Source organism: Phreatobacter sp. AB_2022a (genome assembly GCF_026847585.1).
Classification (GTDB): Bacteria; Pseudomonadota; Alphaproteobacteria; order Rhizobiales; family Phreatobacteraceae; genus Phreatobacter.
This window is the reverse complement of the sequence record NZ_JAPSET010000026.1, coordinates 78165-97814: the sequence shown is the minus strand read 5'-3', so window position 1 is coordinate 97814 and position 19650 is coordinate 78165. Positions and strand designations below refer to the sequence as shown.

General features: G+C 68.3%; 17 protein-coding genes and 1 riboswitch. Of the genes, 9 read left to right on the top strand and 8 right to left on the bottom strand.

Annotated features, from left to right (window positions below; genetic code table 11):
- Window positions 1–484, top strand: a 484-nt coding sequence (locus OZ671_RS19140) for an invasion associated locus B family protein (protein WP_268862229.1), incomplete at its 5' end; no start/stop codon positions are given.
- A 231-nt stretch (window positions 485–715) separates the two neighbouring features.
- Here the strand turns inward: OZ671_RS19140 and OZ671_RS19135 are convergent.
- Together OZ671_RS19135 and OZ671_RS19130 are read right to left on the bottom strand one after the other, a co-directional pair.
- Complete coding sequence (locus OZ671_RS19135; protein WP_268862228.1) at window positions 716–1642, bottom strand: HEPN domain-containing protein; 927 nt, start codon at window positions 1640–1642, stop codon at window positions 716–718.
- 38 nt (window positions 1643–1680) lie between these two features.
- Window positions 1681–2898 carry an MFS transporter gene (locus OZ671_RS19130; protein ID WP_268862227.1) on the bottom strand — a complete coding sequence of 406 codons (1218 nt, stop codon included), beginning with the start codon at window positions 2896–2898 and terminating at the stop codon, window positions 1681–1683.
- 157 nt (window positions 2899–3055) lie between these two features.
- On the opposite strand from OZ671_RS19130, the gene OZ671_RS19125 reads away from it, so the two are divergent.
- Window positions 3056–3652: a TetR/AcrR family transcriptional regulator gene (locus tag OZ671_RS19125; RefSeq protein ID WP_268862226.1), complete on the top strand. Its 597-nt coding sequence runs from the start codon at window positions 3056–3058 to the stop codon at window positions 3650–3652.
- Between the two features lie 121 nt (window positions 3653–3773).
- Complete coding sequence (locus OZ671_RS19120; protein ID WP_268862225.1) at window positions 3774–5003, top strand: aminotransferase-like domain-containing protein; 1230 nt, start codon at window positions 3774–3776, stop codon at window positions 5001–5003.
- A gap of 18 nt (window positions 5004–5021) precedes the next feature.
- Here the strand turns inward: OZ671_RS19120 and OZ671_RS19115 are convergent, their stop codons facing one another.
- Window positions 5022–6839, bottom strand: coding sequence for an ABC transporter ATP-binding protein (locus tag OZ671_RS19115; RefSeq protein WP_328286388.1), 1818 nt, complete (start codon window positions 6837–6839; stop codon window positions 5022–5024).
- A 283-nt stretch (window positions 6840–7122) separates the two neighbouring features.
- Here OZ671_RS19115 and OZ671_RS19110 point away from each other — a divergent pair, with 283 nt between their 5' ends.
- A complete protein-coding gene (locus OZ671_RS19110; RefSeq protein ID WP_268862223.1) occupies window positions 7123–8049 on the top strand; it encodes an SMP-30/gluconolactonase/LRE family protein in 927 nt (308 codons plus the stop codon).
- Window positions 8050–8095: 46 nt separating this feature from the next.
- Window positions 8096–8830, top strand: a complete 735-nt coding sequence (locus OZ671_RS19105) for an SDR family NAD(P)-dependent oxidoreductase (protein WP_268862222.1) — start codon at window positions 8096–8098, stop codon at window positions 8828–8830.
- A 272-nt stretch (window positions 8831–9102) separates the two neighbouring features.
- Here the strand turns inward: OZ671_RS19105 and OZ671_RS19100 are convergent, their stop codons facing one another.
- A complete protein-coding gene (locus tag OZ671_RS19100; RefSeq protein ID WP_268862221.1) occupies window positions 9103–9897 on the bottom strand; it encodes an AraC family transcriptional regulator in 795 nt (264 codons plus the stop codon).
- 138 nt (window positions 9898–10035) lie between these two features.
- Here OZ671_RS19100 and OZ671_RS19095 point away from each other — a divergent pair, with 138 nt between their 5' ends.
- Complete coding sequence (locus OZ671_RS19095) at window positions 10036–10893, top strand: ATP-binding protein (protein ID WP_268862220.1); 858 nt, start codon at window positions 10036–10038, stop codon at window positions 10891–10893.
- 17 nt (window positions 10894–10910) lie between these two features.
- On the opposite strand, the gene OZ671_RS19090 is transcribed toward OZ671_RS19095, so the two are convergent.
- Both OZ671_RS19090 and OZ671_RS19085 read right to left on the bottom strand, forming a co-directional pair.
- Complete coding sequence (locus OZ671_RS19090) at window positions 10911–12128, bottom strand: MFS transporter (RefSeq protein ID WP_268862219.1); 1218 nt, start codon at window positions 12126–12128, stop codon at window positions 10911–10913.
- Window positions 12129–12346: 218 nt separating this feature from the next.
- On the bottom strand, window positions 12347–13396 hold the full coding sequence (locus tag OZ671_RS19085; RefSeq protein ID WP_268862218.1) for an MBL fold metallo-hydrolase: 1050 nt from the start codon (window positions 13394–13396) through the stop codon (window positions 12347–12349).
- Between the two features lie 297 nt (window positions 13397–13693).
- Window positions 13694–13790: riboswitch (glycine riboswitch) on the top strand.
- 133 nt (window positions 13791–13923) lie between these two features.
- Between OZ671_RS19085 and OZ671_RS19080 the strand changes: the two genes are divergently transcribed.
- From OZ671_RS19080 to OZ671_RS19070, 3 genes are all read left to right on the top strand, one after another.
- The gene (locus OZ671_RS19080; RefSeq protein ID WP_268862217.1) at window positions 13924–15189 is read left to right on the top strand and encodes a D-amino acid dehydrogenase; all 1266 of its coding nucleotides are present in this window, start codon (window positions 13924–13926) and stop codon (window positions 15187–15189) included.
- A 221-nt stretch (window positions 15190–15410) separates the two neighbouring features.
- Window positions 15411–16523, top strand: coding sequence for a 4-hydroxyphenylpyruvate dioxygenase (gene hppD, locus OZ671_RS19075; RefSeq protein WP_268862216.1), 1113 nt, complete (start codon window positions 15411–15413; stop codon window positions 16521–16523).
- A 40-nt stretch (window positions 16524–16563) separates the two neighbouring features.
- A complete protein-coding gene (locus OZ671_RS19070; RefSeq protein WP_268862215.1) occupies window positions 16564–16932 on the top strand; it encodes a Rieske (2Fe-2S) protein in 369 nt (122 codons plus the stop codon).
- 487 nt (window positions 16933–17419) lie between these two features.
- Here the strand turns inward: OZ671_RS19070 and OZ671_RS19065 are convergent, their stop codons facing one another.
- Both OZ671_RS19065 and OZ671_RS19060 read right to left on the bottom strand, forming a co-directional pair.
- Window positions 17420–18301 carry an SDR family oxidoreductase gene (locus tag OZ671_RS19065; protein ID WP_268862214.1) on the bottom strand — a complete coding sequence of 294 codons (882 nt, stop codon included), beginning with the start codon at window positions 18299–18301 and terminating at the stop codon, window positions 17420–17422.
- Window positions 18302–18393: 92 nt separating this feature from the next.
- A complete protein-coding gene (locus tag OZ671_RS19060) occupies window positions 18394–19545 on the bottom strand; it encodes a DUF2778 domain-containing protein (protein ID WP_268862213.1) in 1152 nt (383 codons plus the stop codon).
- Window positions 19546–19650 lie beyond the last annotated feature (105 nt).

Sequence of the window (19650 nt, the reverse complement as noted above, 5' to 3'; positions counted from 1 at the left end):
GGCGGCGCCGATCGGTGCCGCGCCGGTGGCGCAACTGCCCAACGGCGCAACGGCAATCAACGAGACCTTCGGCGACTGGACGGTGGATTGCCGGATCATCGAGGGCCGCAAGGGCTGCATCATGCAGCAGAGCCAGGGCAACCAGCAGACCGGGCAGCGCTCCTTCGCCATCGAGCTGCGCGTGCCCCAGACGATGCGCACCGAGGGCCTGCTGCTCATGCCCTTCGGGCTCAATCTCGACCAGGGCGTCAAGCTGAAGATCGACGAGCAGGATCTCGGCCAGGGCGCGCGCTTCTCGACCTGTGTCCCGACCGGCTGTCTCGTGCCGATCTCGCTGCCGACCGTCGCGACGGAGGCGCTGAAGAAGGGAACGCGCCTGATCGTCACGGCGACGACGCTGAGCTCGGGCGAGGCCGCGACCTTCAACGTCTCGCTCAATGGCTTCGCCCCGGCGCTGGCGCGGCTCACCGAGCTCGGCAGCTGACGGACGGGCGCCGCCCGCCCCGCGGCGCCTCCGTCGTCAGGCCCCGGCCGCGGCGGGTTCCGCGGCGCAGGGGCCGCCCTCGTCGCCGAGCTGGCGATAGCCGAGAACGACGGTCGCCAACATCAGGGCCGGCGTGTGCGTTCCGTTCCAATGCCCCCGCATCAGTGGAATTTCAGTTCAGTCAATCTCTGATCGAATTTTCGTTTCGATCTTTCCACATGCTGACGGTGTTCAGTCGCGGTATCCGAGTTGAGTTCGAATCGCTCTCGTCATCTGCACTTTTTCTCGTGCCCACTGCCGCAATTGGTCAATCACAGCTTGATTTTCGGGGGAGGGATCAAGTTCACGTTGGCGAACCAGCACATTGTAGATCGGTGATAGATGAATATGTTGCCCTCCGAAAATGCTATCCCCTTCGTTTCTTTCATCGGAAAATGCAATATTCATTACAAGAAAGGTTTTTCTTAGTTGTTCATTTTCTCCTACGTTGTATCGATTTGAAAATAGTCTTTCGAGAGTCTCATTGGAGCCTAGCATCCAATCTTGGGGATCTGGGATCCTATAGTCACGTATGAATCGTAAGTCACGTAACTCAAATATATCTCCGCTAACGAAATTTGTGCAACGCATAAGACGTCGTAAGGCGTGGCATAAAATATCTAATATATGTATTATTGGGCCGTTCACGAATGTGCCATAGAAAGCATATCGATTGTCAGGTGAGCCGTATTCTCTAAGATATTCAATAAAAGAAAAAAGACGTTTTCCTTGCCACGCGTCGCGTCCCATCGCTGTTGTCTTTGGCAAATTGATCATTTCGGGCAAACATCGATGCGGATCGATATTTTTGACTGTCTTGTAGAGGGCTTTGAGATCGTGTTGATAGTCAATAGTCGATTTATCTTGAAGTAATAAGGCAGCTTTGAGATATTTTTCGACGGATTGCCCAGCTAAGCTGTAGAAACTTTGGAACATCCCATGCCCGTATGCCCAACGTGCTGTGAGATAGTCCTGGTCGGCGGGGTTTATATAAAGATTGAAAATGAGATCGACCTTGCGTTCTTCAAGTGTGCGATCGATCGAGAGCGTAAAGGGCGGCATACTTCTTCGCGTTGGCATAGGCGGATTCTCTACTTCATATAAGTGAAGCAGATCCACAGTTACTACTCAAGATAGTGCAACGCCTCGCCCCGTCGTCAGGCCCCGGCCGCGGCGGGTTCCGCGGCGCAGGGGCCGCCCTCGTCGCCGAGCTGGCGATAGCCGAGAACGACGGTCACCAGCGCCACCAGGCCCGAGGCGATCGAGACCCAGAAGCCGCTGGCGACGCCGAACATGTCGATGACCCAGCCCGACGCCGCCGAACCCACCGCCATGCCGATGCCGACGCCGGTCATCGCCCAGGTGATGCCTTCGGTCAGCTTGGCCGGCGGCACGATCCGCTCGATCAGTCCCATCGAGATGATGAGGGTCGGCGACACCGCGGCGCCCGCCAGGAACAGCACGAGTGCCAGGGCCGGAATGCTGCCGACGACGAGCAGCGGCAGCGTCGTCAGCGCCGCGAGCGCAATGGCGAGCTGGAGCTGGCGGGCGAGTGGCAGGCGCGGCTTCAGCGCGCCGAAGACGAGGCCGACGATCAGCGAGCCGGCCGCATAGATCGACAGGACGATGCTGGCCGCGGCGGTCTGGCCCTGCTGCTCGGCAAAGGCGACGGCGGTGACCTCGGCAGTGCCGAAGATCGCGCCGATCGCGATCAGGATCAGGGTGATGATGCGGATCGCGCTCAGGCGGATCACCGAGCCCCCGGCGCTGCGGCCCTGGGGATGGACCGGCGGTTCGGTCGCCTTCAGCGGCACGAAGAGCAGGGTGCCGATGGTCAGGAACAGCACCGCGGCCAGCGGTCCGGCCTCGGGGAACAGCGCGACCGACAGGCCGATCGAAATGACCGGGCCGGTCATGTAGATGAGCTCGTCGACGACGGATTCGAAAGCGAAGGCCGTGCGCAGGCGCGGCGTATCCCGGTAGAGCTCGGTCCAGCGGGCGCGCACCATGGCGCTCATCGAGGGCATGAAGCCGCCGACCGCGGCAAAGGCGAACAAGGTCCAGGCCGGCGCCTCGAAGCGGGTGGCGAGCATCAGCGCGCCGAGCCCGATCACCGCCATGGCGGTGGCCGGCGGCAGGATGCGGCTCTGGCCGTAGCGATCGACCGCGCGCGAAATCTGCGGCGCGATGAGCGCGCTGGTCAGCGCGAAGGTCGCCGCCACCGCGCCGGCCAGGCCGTAGCCGCCCTGGGCTTGCGACAGCATGGTGACGATGCCCAGCGTGATCATCGCAAAGGGCATGCGTGCGATGAAGCCGGCGAAGGAAAAGGCCCGCGTCCCGGGGGCGCGGAAAATATCGACATAAGGATTGGCCATGACGGACGCCTCGATCGAGGTATGGGCAGTTGCATACGCTTTGTATGTGAATTAGTTAGTGACATACGGCGCGTATGTCAATTCACATACGCGCCGTATGTGTGGGATCGGAGCACGGCGCGAAACGCCGGGCGCTCCGCTCCACCCGGAGGTCGTGATGGCGCACAGGCCGCGCAGGGAAATGATTGCGGAGACACGCGCGAAGCTGGTGGCGGCCGCGCGCCGGGCCTTCGGCACCGTCGGCTATGCCGAGGCGTCGATGGACCAGTTCACCGCGGAGGCCGGTCTCACGCGTGGCGCGCTCTACCACCATTTCGGCGACAAGAAGGGCCTGCTCGAGGCGGTGGTCGCCGAGATCGATGCCGAGATGAACGCGCGGCTCCAGCAGGTCGTGCATGACGCGCCCGATCCCTGGCATGGCTTCGCTGCCGAGTGCATCGCCTATATCGAAATGGCGCTGGAGCCGGAAATCCAGCGCATCATGCTGCGTGACGGGCCGGCCGTGCTCGGCGATCCCTCGACCTGGCCCGGCCAGAGCGGCTGCATCCGGTCGATGTCGGCGGGGCTTGCGGAACTGGCCGCGAGCGGCGTCATCCGGCCGGTCGATCCGGAGGCGACTGCCCGTCTCCTCAACGGGGCGATGCTGCAGGCGGCGCTCTGGATCGCCAATGCCGCCGATCCCGAGGCCACCTCGGTCGAGGCCGTCCGTGCCTTCCGCGCGCTGCTCGACGGGCTGAGGGCAGGGCCTGCCTGAGCCTGCGCCCGCCGCAGGGCGGCTCCCGCGCCGGCGGCCTTGCATTGCGGCTTTCCCCGGCCGCAAATCGTCGCAGCGGGCGCGCGAGACGCCCCATCACGACAGGGGAAGGACTGCCTGGATGGATGATCGGCCCTTTGCCTTGACCGGCCTGTTCCGCGCGGGCCTTCCCGACCCCGCGCCGCGTTTCGCCGGCCTGCCGCGCTATAATTTCGTCTACGGCCACAACGATCCGAGCGAGGTGCCGGCCGACGCCCTCGCCGAGGCCGCGGCAGCCGTGCTGCGCGACAGCGGCCGGCTGCTCGGCATGTACAATCTCGGCGAGGCGCCGCAGGGGCACGCGCGGCTGCGCGCCTTCGTCGCGGCCAAGCTGAAGCGCCTGAGCGGCATCACCTGCAGTGCCGACGATGTGCTGATGACGTCAGGGTCGCTGCAGGCGATGGACCTCGTCAACAATCTCTTCGTCGCGCCGGGCGATACGGTGATCCTGGAAGAGTTCACTTATGGCGGCGCGATCACCAAGGTGCAGAAGCTCGGCGCCCGCGTCGTCGGCGCGCCGCTCGACGAGGGCGGACTGAGGATCGACGCGCTCCGGCAGATCCTGGAGGACCTGAAGGCCGAGGGCGTCACGCCGAAATACATCTATACGATCCCGACCGTTCAGAACCCGACCGGCAGCATCCTCAGCCTCGAGCGCAGGCATGGGCTCATCGCGCTGTCGCGCGCGTTCGGCGTGCCGATCTTCGAGGACGAATGCTATGCCGACCTGGTCTGGACCGGCAGGCGGCCGCCCGCGCTCTATGCGCTCGATCCCGCGCGCGTCGTCCATATCGGCTCGTTCTCGAAGTCGCTCGCGCCGGCCCTGCGTGTCGGCTACATCGTCGCCGACTGGCCGGTGCTGGGCCGCATCCTCGCGACCAAGACCGATGCCGGATCCGGCGCGCTCGAGCAGATGGTGGTGGCCGAATATGCCGAGCGCCATTTCGAGGCCCATCTCGGCCCGTTGCGGACGGCGCTGCGCCGCAAGCTCGACGTGCTGATCGACGCGCTCGGCCAGGAATTCGGTACGGCGGCCGAGCTGTTCGTGCCCGAGGGCGGCATCTTCCTGTGGCTGAAGCTGCCCGATCATGTCGATGTCCGGCGTTTCGCGGGCACGGCTCTCGATGCCGGCCTCGCCTTCAATCCAGGACCGGAATGGGCCTGCGCGCCGGAGACGGCGAAAAGCCACATGCGGCTCTGTTTCGCGCTGCCGACGGAAGAGATCATCCGCGAAGGCGTGGCCGCGCTCGCCCGGATCTGCTTCGAGCAGACCGGCGTGCCGGCCCATGGGGTCAATCGCCGCCGCGGCTGAGGCGGGATGCGGGAAGGCTCAGCGCCTGTCCCATTCCTCGCCCCAAACCTGCACGACATGACCGGGCGAGACCTCGCGATATTGCCGCGCCGGCGGCACATAGTCGGCCGGCCGCACGGGGCTGCGGATCTCGTCGTTCGACACGACGCGCCGGCCGGTCCGCCGCGCCGGATCGGGGATCGGTACGGCGGCCATCAGCTTGCGCGTATAGGGATGCTGGGGGGCGCCGAAGACAGCGGCGCGCGGCCCGATCTCGACGATCTCGCCGAGATACATCACCGCCACGCGGTGGCTCATCCGCTCGACGACCGCCATGTCGTGCGAGATGAAGACATAGGCGAGCCCCATGCTGGCCTGCAGGTCGAGCATGAGATTGACCACCTGCGCCTTGACCGAGACGTCGAGGGCGGAGACCGCCTCGTCCGCGACGATCAGCCTCGGCTCGAGCGCCAGCGCCCGGGCGATGCAGATGCGCTGGCGCTGGCCGCCGGAGAATTCGTGCGGGTAGCGGTCGGCCATGGCCGGGGTCAGGCCGACGCGCACGAGCAGCTCGGCCACCCGCGCATCGGCCTCGGCGCGGTTCGCAAGGCCATGGGCGTGCAGCGGCTCGGCGATCGCCGCGCGCACCGACATGCGCGGATTGAGGCTGGCGAAAGGATCCTGGAAGACGATCTGCATGCGCCGGCGCATGGCGCGCAGGGCTTTCGAATCCATCGCCAGGACATCCTCGCCGTCGACCAGGACCGCGCCGCTGTTCGGCTGGATCAGCCGCAGGATGGAGCGGCCGGTGGTCGACTTGCCGCAGCCGGACTCGCCGATGAGGGCCAGCGTCTCGCCGGCCTGCAGGCTGAACGATACGTTCTCCACCGCGTGGACGCGGCCGGTGACCTGGCCGAACAGGCCCGAGGTGATGTCGAAGCGGGTGGTGAGCCCGGCCACTTCGAGGATCGGCCGGGCGGCCGCGGCGACCGTGTCGGGCGTTTCGGCCGGAACATCCGATTCTCCGGTCGTCTTGTCGACGACGGGGAAGCGCATCGGCCGCGTGCGGCCGGTCATCGAGCCGAGCCGGGGCACGGCCGACAGCAGCGCCTTGGTGTAGGGATGACCCGGCGCGGCGAAGATCCGCGCGGTGTCGCCGGTCTCCACCGCCTCGCCGCCATACATGACGACGGTGCGGTCGGCGATCTCGGCGACCACGCCCATGTCGTGGGTGATGAAGAGGACCGACATGCCGTCCTCCTCCTGCAGCAGCTTGATCAGTTCCAGGATCTGGGCCTGGATGGTGACGTCGAGGGCGGTCGTCGGCTCGTCGGCGATGAGCAGTTTCGGCCGGCAGGCGAGCGCCATGGCGATCATCACGCGCTGGCGCATGCCGCCCGACAGGCGGTGCGGATAGTCGTGGAAGCGGCTCGCGGCCGAGGGAATGCGGACCTTGTCGAGCAGCCTGATCGCTTCGGCCTCGGCCGCCGCGCGCGGCATGGCATGGTGATAGATCAGCGCCTCGGCGATCTGGAAGCCGACGGTCAGCACCGGATTGAGGCTGGTCATCGGCTCCTGGAAGATCATCGCGACGTCATTGCCGCGCACCTGGCGCATCGCCTTGTCGGAAAGGGTCAGGAGCTCCTGGCCGGCCAGCCGGATGCTGCCCGCGATCCGGCCGCTCTGCGGCGGTATCAGGCGCATGATCGAGAGCGCGGTGACGCTCTTGCCTGAGCCCGACTCGCCGACGATGGCGACCGTCTGTTTCGGCGCCACCTCGAAGGCGAGGTTGCGCACGACGGAATGCCACTGGCCCTCGCGCCGGAAGGCCGTGGTGAGACCGGAGACGGCGAGCACCGGCCCGGTGGCCGCGTTCTGCGGTTCGAGGGGCGCGGGATGGTCGGATGCAATCACGGGGTCTGTCCATGGCGGGCTGACGGGTGGCGCACCCTATGGCGTCGTGCGTCATCAGGCAAGTCATTGAAAAATCTATTGAATTATAATCATTCCAATGTGTGGCGCGCGACGTTCGGTGGGCCTTCGCGCGCTGCGGGCCGCCGCGCCATGACGGCCATGAAAAATCCGGTCTAGGCCGTCTCCCGCTTTCGTGTTGCGATGACGATCTGCCAGGGAGGCGCCCATGACCGAGCTTGTGCGCGAGCTTGCCGATGGACTGATGTTTCCGGAAGGGCCGGTGGCCATGGCCGACGGCTCGATCCTGCTGGTCGAGATCGGCCGGGGCACGCTGACGCGGGTCGGTCCGGACGGCGCCGTCAGCATCGTCGCGACGCCGGGGGGCGGCCCGAACGGCCTGGCGCTCGGGCCCGACGGCCGCGCCTATCTGTGCAACAATGGCGGCTTCAAGTGGACGGAGCCGGGCGACCCGAACGGCTATCGGCCGGTGGCCCAGGCCGACGACTATAGCGGCGGCCGGATCGAGCGGGTCGACCTTGCCACCGGTGCTGTCGAGGTGCTCTACACGGAAACCGAGAAGGGGCCGCTGAAGGGCCCGAACGACATCGTCTTCGATGCCGACGGCGGCTTCTATTTCACCGATCTCGGCAAGGTCCGGGCGCGCGAGATGGATCGCGGCGCTGTCTATTACGCCCGCGCCGACGGCAGCGCCGTCAAGGAGCTCGCCTTTCCGCTGATGACCCCGAACGGCATCGGGCTCTCGCCCGACGGCGCGACGCTCTATGTCGCGGAAACGCAGACGGCGCGGCTCTGGGCCTTCGACATCGTCGCGCCCGGCGAGATCCGGCGCCAGCCGTTTCCCTCGCCGCATGGCGGGCGCCTCGTCGCCGGCCTCGGCGGCTACCGCATGTTCGATTCGCTCGCGGTCGACGCCGAGGGCCATATCTGCGTCGCGACGCTCGTGGAGGGCGGCATCACCATCATCGCGCCGGATGGCGGCACCGTCGAGCACGTGCCCATGCCGGACCGCTGGACCACCAATATCTGCTTCGGCGGCAAGGATCTGAAGACCGCCTTCATCACCCTGTCCTCGTCCGGTCGGCTCGTCGCGCTGCCGTGGCGACGGCCGGGCCTCGCGCTGAACTACGGCTGATGACGAAGGGCGCGCGGCGACAGCGGGCCGCCAGGAGGAAAGACGCATGACGACAGGCCATGGAGGCGCGGCAGCGCTGGTCACCGGCGGCAGCCAGGGCATCGGCGCGGCGATCGTCGCGCGCATCGCCCGCCGCGGCATTCCCGTCATCAATCTCGACCGGCAGCCCGGGGCCGCGGATGCGCCGGCGCGCTGGGTCAAGGCCGACCTGACCGATCTCGACGAGACGCGCGCGGCGCTCGCCGAGATCACGGCGCGCCATGACATTCTCTGGCTCGTCAACAATGCCGGCATCGCCGCGCCGGCGACGCTCGAGGACACGACGGCGGAGGATCTCGACCGCGTCGTCGCGATCAATCTGCGCAGCAACATGCTCTGCGCCCAGGCCGCGCTGCCGGCCATGAAGCAGGCGGGCAGGGGCCGCATCGTCAGCATTTCGAGCCGCGCGGCGCTCGGCAAGGAGCTGCGCACGGCCTATTCGGCGACGAAGGCGGGCGTGATCGGCATGACCCGCACCTGGGCTCTCGAACTCGCCCCGCTCGGCATCACGGTCAATGCGATCGGGCCCGGGCCGATCGAGACGGAGCTGTTCCGCAGCGCCAATCCGCACAACAGCCCGCGCACGCGGGCGATCATCGAGGGGGTGCCGGTGCGCCGGCTCGGCCAGCCCGAGGACATCGCCCACGCCGTCGCGTTCTTCCTCTCCGACGAAGCCTCCTTCGTCACCGGCCAGGTTCTCTATGTCTGCGGCGGCATGACCGTCGGAGTCGCGCCGATCTGAGATCGGGTCGACGCGGCGGTGGGGGAGACTGCGGCCGGGCGTGCCCTGCATTGAAGGTCGCCGTGGTTCGAGGCTCGCCTGCGGTTCGCACCTCACCATGAGGAATGTGGAGAACGGCATCAGGGTTTCTGATGGAGCGGTACGTTTGGCGCGCGTCCAGCACCGTCGCTGCTGCAATGCTCTCGATCCCTCATGGTGAGGTGCGAGCGCAGCGAGCCTCGAACCCTGGCTGACCCTGGTGCAAATCCCAGCAGCCCAGGATTGCGCAGACTCTAAGCCATTCCTGTCCCAGGCGTTTCATAAAAGACGCTTGGCGGCTGGCCGAAATGCCTGCGGAACATGGCGGTGAAGGCGCTCTGGCTGGCGTAGCCGGCATCGAAGGCGACGTCGATGATCCTGGCGCCCCGGGCGAGCCGTTCCAGTGCGAAGATGAGGCGCGCCTGCTGGCGCCACTGGCCGAAGGTGAGCCCGGTATCCCTCGCGAACAGCCGGTGCAGCGTCTTGGCGGCGATGCCGAGCCGGCCGGCCCATTGCGCCGCGGTTGTCGTGTCGGCGGGATGCGCGGTCAGGGCCGCGCAGATCGTGCGGAGCCGCGCGTCGCGCGGCAGCGGCAGATGCAGCGGCAGCACGGCGACTTCGCGCAGCTCGTCGAGCACGAGCTGCAGCAGGCGCTCGTCGCGGGTGCCGGGCGCGTAGTCGAGCGGCACCGTGATGGCGGCGATGATCAGTTCGCGCAGCAATGGCGAGACCGCCAGCACGCAGCTGGCCCGGGGCAGATGCGGTGCCGCGGCGGGATCGACGAACAGGGTGCGGATCTTCACGGCGCCGCACATCCGCACCTCGTGCTCGAGGTCCGGCACCAGCCAGACCGCGCGGTTCGGCGGCACGACCCAGGAGCCGGCGGCCGAGCGGACGATCATCACGCCCTCGATGGCATGAAGCAGCTGGCCACGCGGGTGCGAATGCAGGCCGGTCGAACTGCCCGCGGGATAGTCGATCTCCATCGCCGCGACCGGGCGCTCCGTCGCGTGATAGCCGAGATGGCGTGTTTCGCGCGTGTCCATCATGTCCCAAACGCGATAGTCGATGTCATTCTAGCGAGAGACTGACGCCGAAGCGACGGGCTATTGCGCCAAGTCCGCCGGCGCCTGCGTGCCCGCGCCTGCCGCCGGCGGTGGCTATCCGACACAACAGGCTCCATCGCGATGAACGACCCCAGCAACCGTGATCTCCTCCTGCGCATCGCCGAGGCCTTCGAGCGCCTGGCGCCGCCGGCGCCCGCGAGCGGCCTCGAACAGGCCGCGGAAGGCTATCTCTGGCTGGCCGGCGCCGGCCGCCTGAAGCCCGTACCGCGCATCTCCCGGACCGATATCGGCCTGCTGCAGCGGATCGAGCACCAGCGCGAGGCGCTGCTCGCCAATACGCGGGCCTTCGCTGCCGGGCGCTCGGCCAACAATGCCCTGCTCTGGGGCGCGCGCGGCACCGGCAAGTCGTCGCTGGTCAAGGCCGCGCATGCCCAGGTCAATGCCGAACGGCCCGCAGGCACGCCCGCCATCGCGCTGGTCGAGGTGCAGCGCGAGGATATCGGCACCATGCCCGACCTGCTCAGTCTGCTGGAGGCGGCTACGCCGCGCCGGTTCATCATCCTGTGCGACGATCTGTCGTTCGATGCGGGCGAGGCGGCCTACAAGTCGCTGAAGGCCGTGCTCGACGGCGGCATAGCCGGGCGGCCCGACAATGTCGTGTTCTATGCGACCTCCAACCGGCGGCATCTTCTGGCCCGCGAAATGGTCGAGAACGAGCGGGCGACCGCGATCAATCCCGGCGAGGCGGTGGAAGAGCGGGTGTCGCTGTCGGACCGGTTCGGCCTTTCGCTCGGCTTCCATGTCGTCGACCAGGACGGCTTCCTCGACATGGTGCGAAGCCATGCCGCCCATCACGGCATCCGGATCGCGACGGACGATCTCGATCGCCAGGCCCTGCAATGGGCGATGCAGCGCGGCGCGCGGTCCGGGCGGACCGCCTGGCAGTTCGTCCAGGCGCTGGCCGCCGAACATGCCTGAGCGGGCCGGCCGGCCGGTCAGCGTCCGGCCGGCCAGCCGCCGCGTTCCTGGATCCAGGCGAGAGCCACGGTCAGGAGCATGAAGACGACGGCGGTGGCGAACACCGCCTGCGGATAGCCGTGGTCGAGCAGGCCGGCGTAGAGCAGGGGGCCGGCGACGCCGCCGACATTGAAGCCGGTGGAGACGATGCCGAACACACGGCCTTCGGCGCCGGGCGGGGCGGCCGCGCGCACCATCATGTCGCGCGAGGGCGTGATGACGCCGGCGAGGAAGCCGGCGAGGCCCATGACGGCGACCAGCAGCACCGGCGGCATGCGGACGAGGGCGACCAGGGCCACCAGGGCGGCGGTCGCGAGGAAGGCGATCGCCGCGAGCTGGCCGTGCCGGCTCGTGCGGTCGGCCAGCGTGCCGCCGGCCAGCACGCCGAGCGCGCTCGCGAACAGGAAGGCGGTCAGCGCCGTGTTGGCGAGCGCCAGTTCGAGGCCGTAGCCGGCGACGAAGGCGGCGACCGAAAAGTTCTGGACGCCGCCCATGCTGAGGTTGAGCAGCACGAAGAGGGCGGTGAGCGACAGGACGGCCGGCGTGAACAGGCCGGTTCCGCCGCCCGCCCTGTCGCCGGCCTTGGCCGGCGCGGGCCGGGCCGGCGCCGGCTGCATCGACCGGCCGGTCAGGAGCAGGGCGGCGACGGCAAGGCCGATGAGGCCGGAGGCGGCGAAGGCGGCTGCGACATGCGAGACCGCGGCAATGCCGAGCAGCACGGCCGGAGCGATGGCGGTGCCGAGAAAGCCCGCGAAGGTATGGACCGAAAAGGCGCGGCCCATGCGCTCGCCGTCGATGCCGGCGGAGAGCAGGGCATAGTCGGCGGGGTGGTAGACGCCGTTGGCAAGGCCTGCGGCGGCCATGGCGACGAGCAGCAGCGGATAGCTGCCGGTCGCGGCGACCGAGAGGAAGCTGAGGCCGCCGAGCACCAGCGCCGCGACGAGCAGGCGGCGGGGGCCGAGCCGGTCCACCAGAAAGCCGATCGGCGTCTGCACCAACAGCGACACAATGTTGAAGACGGCGAGCGCGACGCCGACCTCGACGAAGCCGACGCCGAGATAGGCCGGCAGGAGCGGGATGAGCGCCGGCAGCGTCATGATGTGGAAATGGCTGACCAGATGGGCCATCGAGACGCGCGTCAGCAGCGCCGCCTCGCCCCGGCGCGCCGCTGGCATGGTGTCCGACGATGCCGTCATGGCCGGCCCAACATCTCCGAAAGCCTCATGGTCCGACAGACCAAGGCGTTCCGAAGCCGCGGCGGAAGGCGCCGATTTGCACGGCTGCCATGCCGCTTGCCGGCGCTCCCGGACGCCGGCACGCCCGGCCCTCTGAGCTCCGGCAAATTGCCGAACGAGAACAGCAATTTGCGCGAAGAAAGCCGCGGCCGTCGCGAGCGCCGCCGTTTCGGCCCGGTTCAGCGCGGCGCGGCGAAATATTCGACGCCGCGGACGAGGCCGGCGCGCACCAGCTCGCCCTGGTTGAGCGTGTAGTTGACGTGGGACAGCACTTCGCTGAAGGCGAAGCTCGTCTGGTGGGCGTCGAGCTTGCGCGTGAACATGAAGGGGATGAGCTCGGCGGCCGAGCGCGGCTTGTCGCGGCAGGCGGCGATCAGCGCCGCGCAGCGCGATTCATGATGGGCGATGAGCTGCTGGCTGCGCAGGTCCAGCCCGATGAAGGGCAGCTGGTGGCCGGGCAGAACCAGGGTATCCGGCGGGATCTCGGCCTTCAGCAGCCGCAGGCTGCGCAGGAACAGGCCGAGCGGGTCGCCATGCGGATCGACTGCCCAGACGCTGACATTGGGCGTGATCTTGGCCAGCACCTGGTCGGCGACGAACAGCACCTTGTCCTCGGCCGAATGCAGCATGATCTGCTCGGCGGCGTGGCCGTCGCCGGACCGGACCGCAAAGACCCGCCCGCCGATCCTCAGCTGGTCGCCGGCGACGAGGCGCAGGAAGGTGCCGGGCAGGTCGGAGACCATGTGCAGATATTCGCTGCCCTGGGTCGCGACCAGCTCGGTCAGCTCCTGGCCGAGCCCGTGGCTGAGATAGAAGTCGCGGTAGAGCTTGGCGTCGAGCGCATTGGGCTTCAGCGAAATGTTCAGGCAGCTCAGATAGGAGGTCTGGCTGGTCAGCAGCGGCATGTCGAAGCGGCGGGCGAGCCAGCCGGCGAGCCCGATATGGTCGGGATGGAAATGGGTGACGATCAGGCGCGTCAGACGCCGGCCCTTGAGCGGACCGGCGACCAGCGCCTCCCAGGCGTCGCGGGTCACCTGGTCGTCGATGCCGGTATCGAGCACGGCCCAGCCGTCGCCGTCCTCGATCAGATAGATGTTCACGTGGTTGAGCCGGAAGGGCAGTGGCAGCCGCGTCCAGAGGATGCCCGGCGCGATCTCCAGCACCGCGCCCGGCTCGGGGGGCGTCGGCACGGGGAAGACGAGATCGGGTTCGGTGGCCAGGGCGGACATGCGGGGAGACTTTCGGGTTGGCGATGGCTGACGTGATGCCGCGGATCGGATGAAAAGGACGGGCTTCAATGATGCTCGCAGCGCCTGGTGCCTGTCGGCCGCGGCATGCGCCTGACGGCCGAACCCGCAACGCGGCGAGCGCAAAAATCCGGGCACCCGCGCCGGATGCCGCCGGTGCCCCGGTCCCATCTGGCAGAATATGACGCCGCGGTCCATCGGCCAGACGGCCGTTAGGCATGTCGCGCGACACCGCGGCGGCACGCTCTTGACAGCTGCGCCGCGACGACGGCATTGCTTGTCGCCAACACGGAAGAGATCGACCCGCCTCGCGTGGGACGGCGCCGACGGAGCAACCGCCCCGGAAACTCTCAGGCAAAAAGACCGTGTCCGAAGTCAGACTCTGAAAAGTGGAGCCGCATGCTCCCGCCGATGGTGTAAGTCGCCGCTCAATGCATGAGCGCCGGTGAAGCTCTCAGGCCAATGACAGAGGGGGCGTTCGAACCCGCATGATGCGGGAAGGAGCGCCTATGATTTCGACGAAACCCTCCCATGTGGCGGTGATCGGCGCCGGCATTACCGGCATCACCACGGCCTACAATCTTGCCAAGCGCGGCTGCCGTGTCACGGTCTTCGACCGCCATCCCTATGCGGCGATGGAGACCTCCTTCGCCAATGGCGGCCAGCTTTCCGCGTCCAATGCCGAGGTCTGGAACAGCTGGGCGACCGTGCTGAAGGGCATGAAATGGATGTTCACGCCGGGCGCGCCGCTGCTGGTGAACCCGACGCCGTCCTGGCACAAGCTGTCCTGGATGGCCGAGTTCATCGCGGCGATCCCGAAATATGAAGAAAACACCGTGACCACGGCCCGGCTCGCGGTCGAGGCGCGGGCCCATCTCACCCGCATCGCCCGGGACGAGGGCATCGATTTCGACTGCGAGACCCGCGGCATCCTGCATTTCTATCACACCAGGGCCGATTTCGAGGCGGCGGCACGGGTGTCGCAGCTGCTCGCGCGCGGCGGCCTGGAACGGCGCGCGGTGACGCTGGGGGAGATCCGCGCCATCGAGCCGGCCCTGAAGGGCGCGTTCTACGGCGGCTTCTACACGCCGTCGGACTTCACCGGCGACATCCACAAATTCACCAATGGCCTCGCCAGGGCCTGCGAAAGGCTGGGTGTCGCGATGCGGCTGGCGACCGAGGTGACCGGCCTGGTGCCGACCGATCTTGCCGTGCGGATTTCCAGCCGCTCGGTCGAGCCGACGCTCGACGGTGCCGCCGAGCCCGAGCGGATCGAGAGCTTCGACCAGGTGGTGGTGTGCGGCGGCGTCATGTCGCGCAGCATCGGCCGTCAGGCCGGCGACCGGGTCAACGTCTATCCGGTCAAGGGCTATTCGATCACCGTCAATCTGATCGACGCGGCCGACCGGGAGGCGGCGCCCTGGACGAGCCTGCTCGACGACCGCGCCAAGATCGTCACCAGCCGGCTCGGCGCGGACCGGTTCCGCGTGGCCGGCACGGCCGAGTTCAACGGCGTCAACAAGGACATCCGGGCCGAGCGCATCGGCCCCCTGATCGCCTGGTGCCGCGCCCATTTCCCCGGCATGAGCACGCGCCAGGTCGTGCCCTGGGCCGGCCTCCGGCCGATGATGCCCGACATGATGCCGCGGGTGATGCGCGGGCGGAACCCGCGGGTCTTCTACAATACCGGCCACGGCCATCTCGGCTGGACGCTGTCGGCGGCCACCGCCGATGCGATCGGGGCGCTCGCGACCCAGCGCGCCAACGCGGCCTGACGGCGCCGGAACGACACGATCCGGGCGCGCACGGAGAGCGGCCGGGATGAGCAGGGATCGGCGCGGTCAAAAAGGACGGCGCCGATTTCGTGTACCGTGACGCCCGAACGCGCATGGAACGTGCAGGCTCCTGGCGTGGCGTCGGCGCTTTTGCAGCCCTTTCGCACCGGCGTGGGCGTAGTCTTCCGGCATCGACCATCAGGATGCGGGAGGACATGGCAATGGGTCCCTTTCCACATGACGCGCCCAAGGCCACCATCAGCGACAGCAACCCGGCCGGCACCGACGGTTTCGAGTTCGTCGAATTCGCCCATCCCGAGCCGGAAAAGCTCGACCGGCTGTTCCGCCAGATGGGATTCGCGCCGGTCGCCCGGCACCGGACCAAGGACATCACGCTCTACCGCCAGGGCGACATCAACTATCTGCTGAACCGCGAGCCGAACAGCCACGCCTCGGCCTTCGTCGCCGAGCACGGGCCCTGTGCGCCGGCCATGGCCTGGCGCGTCGTCGACGCGCGGAAGGCGCTGCAGCGCGCGCTCGACCTCGGCGCCACCGAATATGCCGGCGAGGGCAAGTCGCTCGACGTGCCGGCGGTGATCGGCATCGGCGGCTCGCTGCTCTATTTCGTCGACAGCTATGGCGAGACGGGCTCGGCCTATTCGCGTGAGTTCGACTGGCTCGGCGAGGTGAATCCGAGGCCGAAAGGCTTCGGCTTCTTCTACCTCGACCATCTCACCCACAATGTCGTGCGCGGCAACATGGACACCTGGTACCGGTTCTACCGGGACACGTTCAATTTCCGCGAGATCCGCTATTTCGACATTTCTGGCAAGATGACCGGCCTGACCAGCCGGGCGCTGACCTCGCCCGATGGCAAGATCCGCATCCCGATCAACGAAAGCGCCGACGAGCACAGCCAGATCGAGGAATATCTGCGCGAATACAAGGGCGAGGGCATCCAGCATATCGCGGTCGCCACCAACGACATCTATGCCGGCACCGATGCGATCGCGGCGGCAGGCCTCGCGTTCATGCCGGGCCCGCCCGACATCTACTACGAGAAGTCGAAGGCCCGGGTGAAAGGCCACCAGGAACCGCTCGACCGCATGAAGCAGCGCGGCATCCTGATCGACGGCGAGGGCGTGGTGGGCGGCGGCCAGACCCGCATCCTGCTGCAGATCTTCTCCAAGACGGTGATCGGGCCGATCTTCTTCGAGTTCATCCAGCGCAAGGGCGACGACGGCTTCGGCGAGGGCAATTTCAAGGCCCTGTTCGAGTCGATCGAGGAGGATCAGATCCAGCGCGGCGTGCTCAAGCCGGCCGCGGCCGAGTGAGCATGATCGCGGTTCCGACGACGATGGCCGGGCGGCCAAGATGAGCGATGCCTGGCGCGCCTATGCGAGCGCCCCGCCGGACGGGGCGCTGGTCTGTCCGTCCGAGGCGGTGGCGCAAGGCGCGGCGCGCTGCCTGTCGGTCACCTCGGAAGCCGGTGCCTTCCCGCTGCTCCTGGTGCGGACCGGGGACGGCCTCAAGGCCTATGTCAATGCCTGCCCGCACCAATATCTGCCGCTCGACTATCGCTCGGCCAACGTGCTCTCGGCCGACGGCACGCGCCTGCTCTGTTCGGCGCATGGCGCCATGTTCGACGCGGCGAGCGGGGGGTGCCTGTCGGGCGACGCCGCCGACGGCCTCGACCCGGTTCCGGTGACCGAGGCCGGCGGCGAGATCCGCATCGGCGGTTGACCGCGCGACCGGCGGGGCAAGGCCAGTTTGGCCGGCTGCACGGTCTGAAAGGTGCCGCCGCTCGACGTCTCGGGGCCACCTCGCGGCGCATGAGGCGCGAACCGATTCGCGTTTCTCCGGCTTGCGGACTCCGGGCCAATTCCAAGCGATTTCAACAGTTTATATGTGGTTCGCGAACCTGGGCGCAATTGTTGCGAAATGCCGGGTACATGTCGGGTCGATCGTCGCGCGCGCGGAGAATTGGGACGGGTTCAAGACCGAGGCATGCGGCATGGCAGTGCTGTCATGCGAGGCAGACAGGTGCTTAATCCTTGACCATTGTGCACTGCAAATGTACTTGTTGCATCGCGAAATTGGCTTCCTCCCTTTTCGCTGCCCCTCGGCTCGAGGGGCGTTCCCCTCTGGAAACAAACTTTCAGGCCGCAGGCATGTCCTGCGGCCTTTTTTCTTGGCCGGCCCTGTGCTTGCGATCGGGCCGATCGGGCCATCAGCCGGTCGCCGCCAGCGTTTCCGCGGCGAAGGCCGCGACATCGCGGGCGGGCCGGCCGAGGATCTGTGCGCCCGTGGCGGTCACCGGCGCGGCGGCGCCATCCGCCATCAGCATCGCAAAGCGCTGGATATTGGCCCGATGGGACTGCGGCACGCCGGCGGCGGCGAGCTGCGCCTCCTGATCGGCCCAGGCGAGCTTGGCCCATTGCACCGGCCGGCTCGAGCCTTGCGCGGCGAGGCGGGCGAGCTCGGTGCCGGTCACGGCGCGCGGGCCGGTCAGGACCAGGGGGCCGGGCGCGATCGTCTCGGCAAGGAGCTGCCTCATCGCCACGGCGGCGATATCGCGCGCATCGATGAAGGCGACCGGCGTGTCGCCCTGGGGCAGGGCGAGGCTGCCGGTGGCGGCGGCGCGAACGAGCGCCGGCCCGAGCGAGGTCTGCATCCAGGCATTCGGCCTCAGCGCGACGGTCTCGAGCGGCGAGGCGCGCAGGCGCGTCTCGACCGCCGCATGGGCATCGCCCGAACGGGTCGCGCCGGGCGGGTCGATCGTCCAGGTCGAGCCGGAGATCTTGACGATGCGCCGGACGCCGGCGCGTTCGGCCGCGGCGATGGCCGCCGTCTGGCCGCTGGCCAGAGTGTCGCTGACCGGCGACAGCAGCAGCAGCGCCTCGATACCGGCGAGGCTCGCCGCGAGCGCGTCGGCATCCTCGAAGCGGCCTTCGGCGAGGTCGATCGCGGTGCCGAGCAGGGCGCGTGCCTCGGCAGGCCGGGCGGTGAGCACGCGCACCGCGGCGCCTTGCCCGATCAGGTCCGCGACGATCAGTCGGCCGAGGCGGCCGGTGCCGCCGGTGACGAGAATGGTCGGTCGTGACGCAGGCATGAAAGCGCTTTCCAGGGCCGGCGGTGGGCGGCTTCAGCGTGGCACGGACCGCCGCAGCGCGACAGATGGACTGCGGCTGCGGCTCTCCGCCGTCAGGTGCCGGCGACGACGACGAGGCGGCGCACCTCGCCGCGCAGATAGGCCTGCAGGAAGCGGTCGTAGTCCTTGATGGACAGGCAGCCGTTGGAATCGCCGCGCGGGCCGAGGAGATAGGTGTGCGCCAGCAGGCCGGCGCGGCCATGAATCGCGCGGCTGCCACCCACCGGGTTGAGACGGATCGCCCGGACGCCATGGAAGCGCTGTTCGCGTTCGGTGAGATCGTAGACGTGCGGCGGCGTCGGCCCATGCATGCGGACATGGGCGTGGCGCGGATCGTCCATGCGCTCGCCGAGGCCGGAATGGGCCTCCAGCCGCTCGCCGTTCGGCAGGTACACCGTGCGGGCGCGGATGTCGTAGATGGCCGTGCCGTGTGGCGGCGTGCGGTTCGGGATCGGCATGGTGATGCGCGGCGCGGTGCCACCGGCATCGTTCAGGCTGCGGCCATTGCCGAGGCCGCCGCTGGAGGGGGCATAGGCGAGCACCGGCCCGCTGGGCGCGACCGGCCGCAGGTTCAGCAGGCGCTCGAAGAAGTTCCGGTTGTCAGGCGGCGGCGCCGCGGCGACGGCCTCGTTGCGGCCACGGCGCGTCGCCGGGCTCGCCGGCGCGGCCGGCCGTTCTGCGACCGTCGGTGGCGCGCGCAATTCGGGCGGGCGCGGCACCGGCATGGGCATGCCGAGGATCGGTGAGGGCCGCTGCAACGGCGTCGGCACCGCCTGGGTTTCCTCCTCCTCGGGTGCGACCGGCTCGGCGGGCAGGGCTGCCGTCACGATGCTCGGCACCGGGGCCGGTTCGGCAGCCGGCGGCGGCGCGCTGGCGGTCGCCTGCGGGAGCGGCCGCATGGCGGTGGTCAGCGGCGGCCGGTGGCCGAAGGGCGCGGGGCTCGGGCCGAGCACGTAGTTCGGATCGAGCAGCGGCTCGTAGCGGCGGATCGAGCCGACCGTTTCGGGGGCGGTCAGGGCCGGATAGGGCGCATGGCCCGACAGAACGACCGGCAGCCGGTTGTCGCGCATCGCCATGCCGGTCAGGGCGCCGGCCGCAAGGCCGACGAGACCGAGGCCGGCAATGCCGACGATGAAGCGGGGCACGCGGCTGCGCGGGACGCGATAGCCGGGAGCTTGAGCGAAGCCACGCTGACGACGGGTCATGTAACGCATGCGCTACGCTCTCGCGATACTCGCTACTCGATCCCGTACCGCCAGATGTCGGCATGCGCGCCGACCGGCCCGGCAAGGTCCGTCACGAGCGGACCG

What these genes read in the sequence shown, in the direction of transcription:
- OZ671_RS19090 (WP_268862219.1), bottom strand. Translation starts at nt 12,128, where the DNA reads ATGACGGCATCGTCGGACACCATGCCAGCGGCGCGCCGGGGCGAGGCG.
- OZ671_RS19120 (WP_268862225.1), top strand. Translation starts at nt 3,774, where the DNA reads ATGGATGATCGGCCCTTTGCCTTGACCGGCCTGTTCCGCGCGGGCCTT.
- OZ671_RS19130 (WP_268862227.1), bottom strand. Translation starts at nt 2,898, where the DNA reads ATGGCCAATCCTTATGTCGATATTTTCCGCGCCCCCGGGACGCGGGCC.
- OZ671_RS19110 (WP_268862223.1), top strand. Translation starts at nt 7,123, where the DNA reads ATGACCGAGCTTGTGCGCGAGCTTGCCGATGGACTGATGTTTCCGGAA.
- OZ671_RS19060 (WP_268862213.1), bottom strand. Translation starts at nt 19,545, where the DNA reads ATGACCCGTCGTCAGCGTGGCTTCGCTCAAGCTCCCGGCTATCGCGTC.
- OZ671_RS19105 (WP_268862222.1), top strand. Translation starts at nt 8,096, where the DNA reads ATGACGACAGGCCATGGAGGCGCGGCAGCGCTGGTCACCGGCGGCAGC.
- OZ671_RS19070 (WP_268862215.1), top strand. Translation starts at nt 16,564, where the DNA reads ATGAGCGATGCCTGGCGCGCCTATGCGAGCGCCCCGCCGGACGGGGCG.
- OZ671_RS19125 (WP_268862226.1), top strand. Translation starts at nt 3,056, where the DNA reads ATGGCGCACAGGCCGCGCAGGGAAATGATTGCGGAGACACGCGCGAAG.
- OZ671_RS19095 (WP_268862220.1), top strand. Translation starts at nt 10,036, where the DNA reads ATGAACGACCCCAGCAACCGTGATCTCCTCCTGCGCATCGCCGAGGCC.
- OZ671_RS19085 (WP_268862218.1), bottom strand. Translation starts at nt 13,396, where the DNA reads ATGTCCGCCCTGGCCACCGAACCCGATCTCGTCTTCCCCGTGCCGACG.
- hppD (WP_268862216.1), top strand. Translation starts at nt 15,411, where the DNA reads ATGGGTCCCTTTCCACATGACGCGCCCAAGGCCACCATCAGCGACAGC.
- OZ671_RS19080 (WP_268862217.1), top strand. Translation starts at nt 13,924, where the DNA reads ATGATTTCGACGAAACCCTCCCATGTGGCGGTGATCGGCGCCGGCATT.
- OZ671_RS19100 (WP_268862221.1), bottom strand. Translation starts at nt 9,897, where the DNA reads ATGATGGACACGCGCGAAACACGCCATCTCGGCTATCACGCGACGGAG.
- OZ671_RS19065 (WP_268862214.1), bottom strand. Translation starts at nt 18,301, where the DNA reads ATGCCTGCGTCACGACCGACCATTCTCGTCACCGGCGGCACCGGCCGC.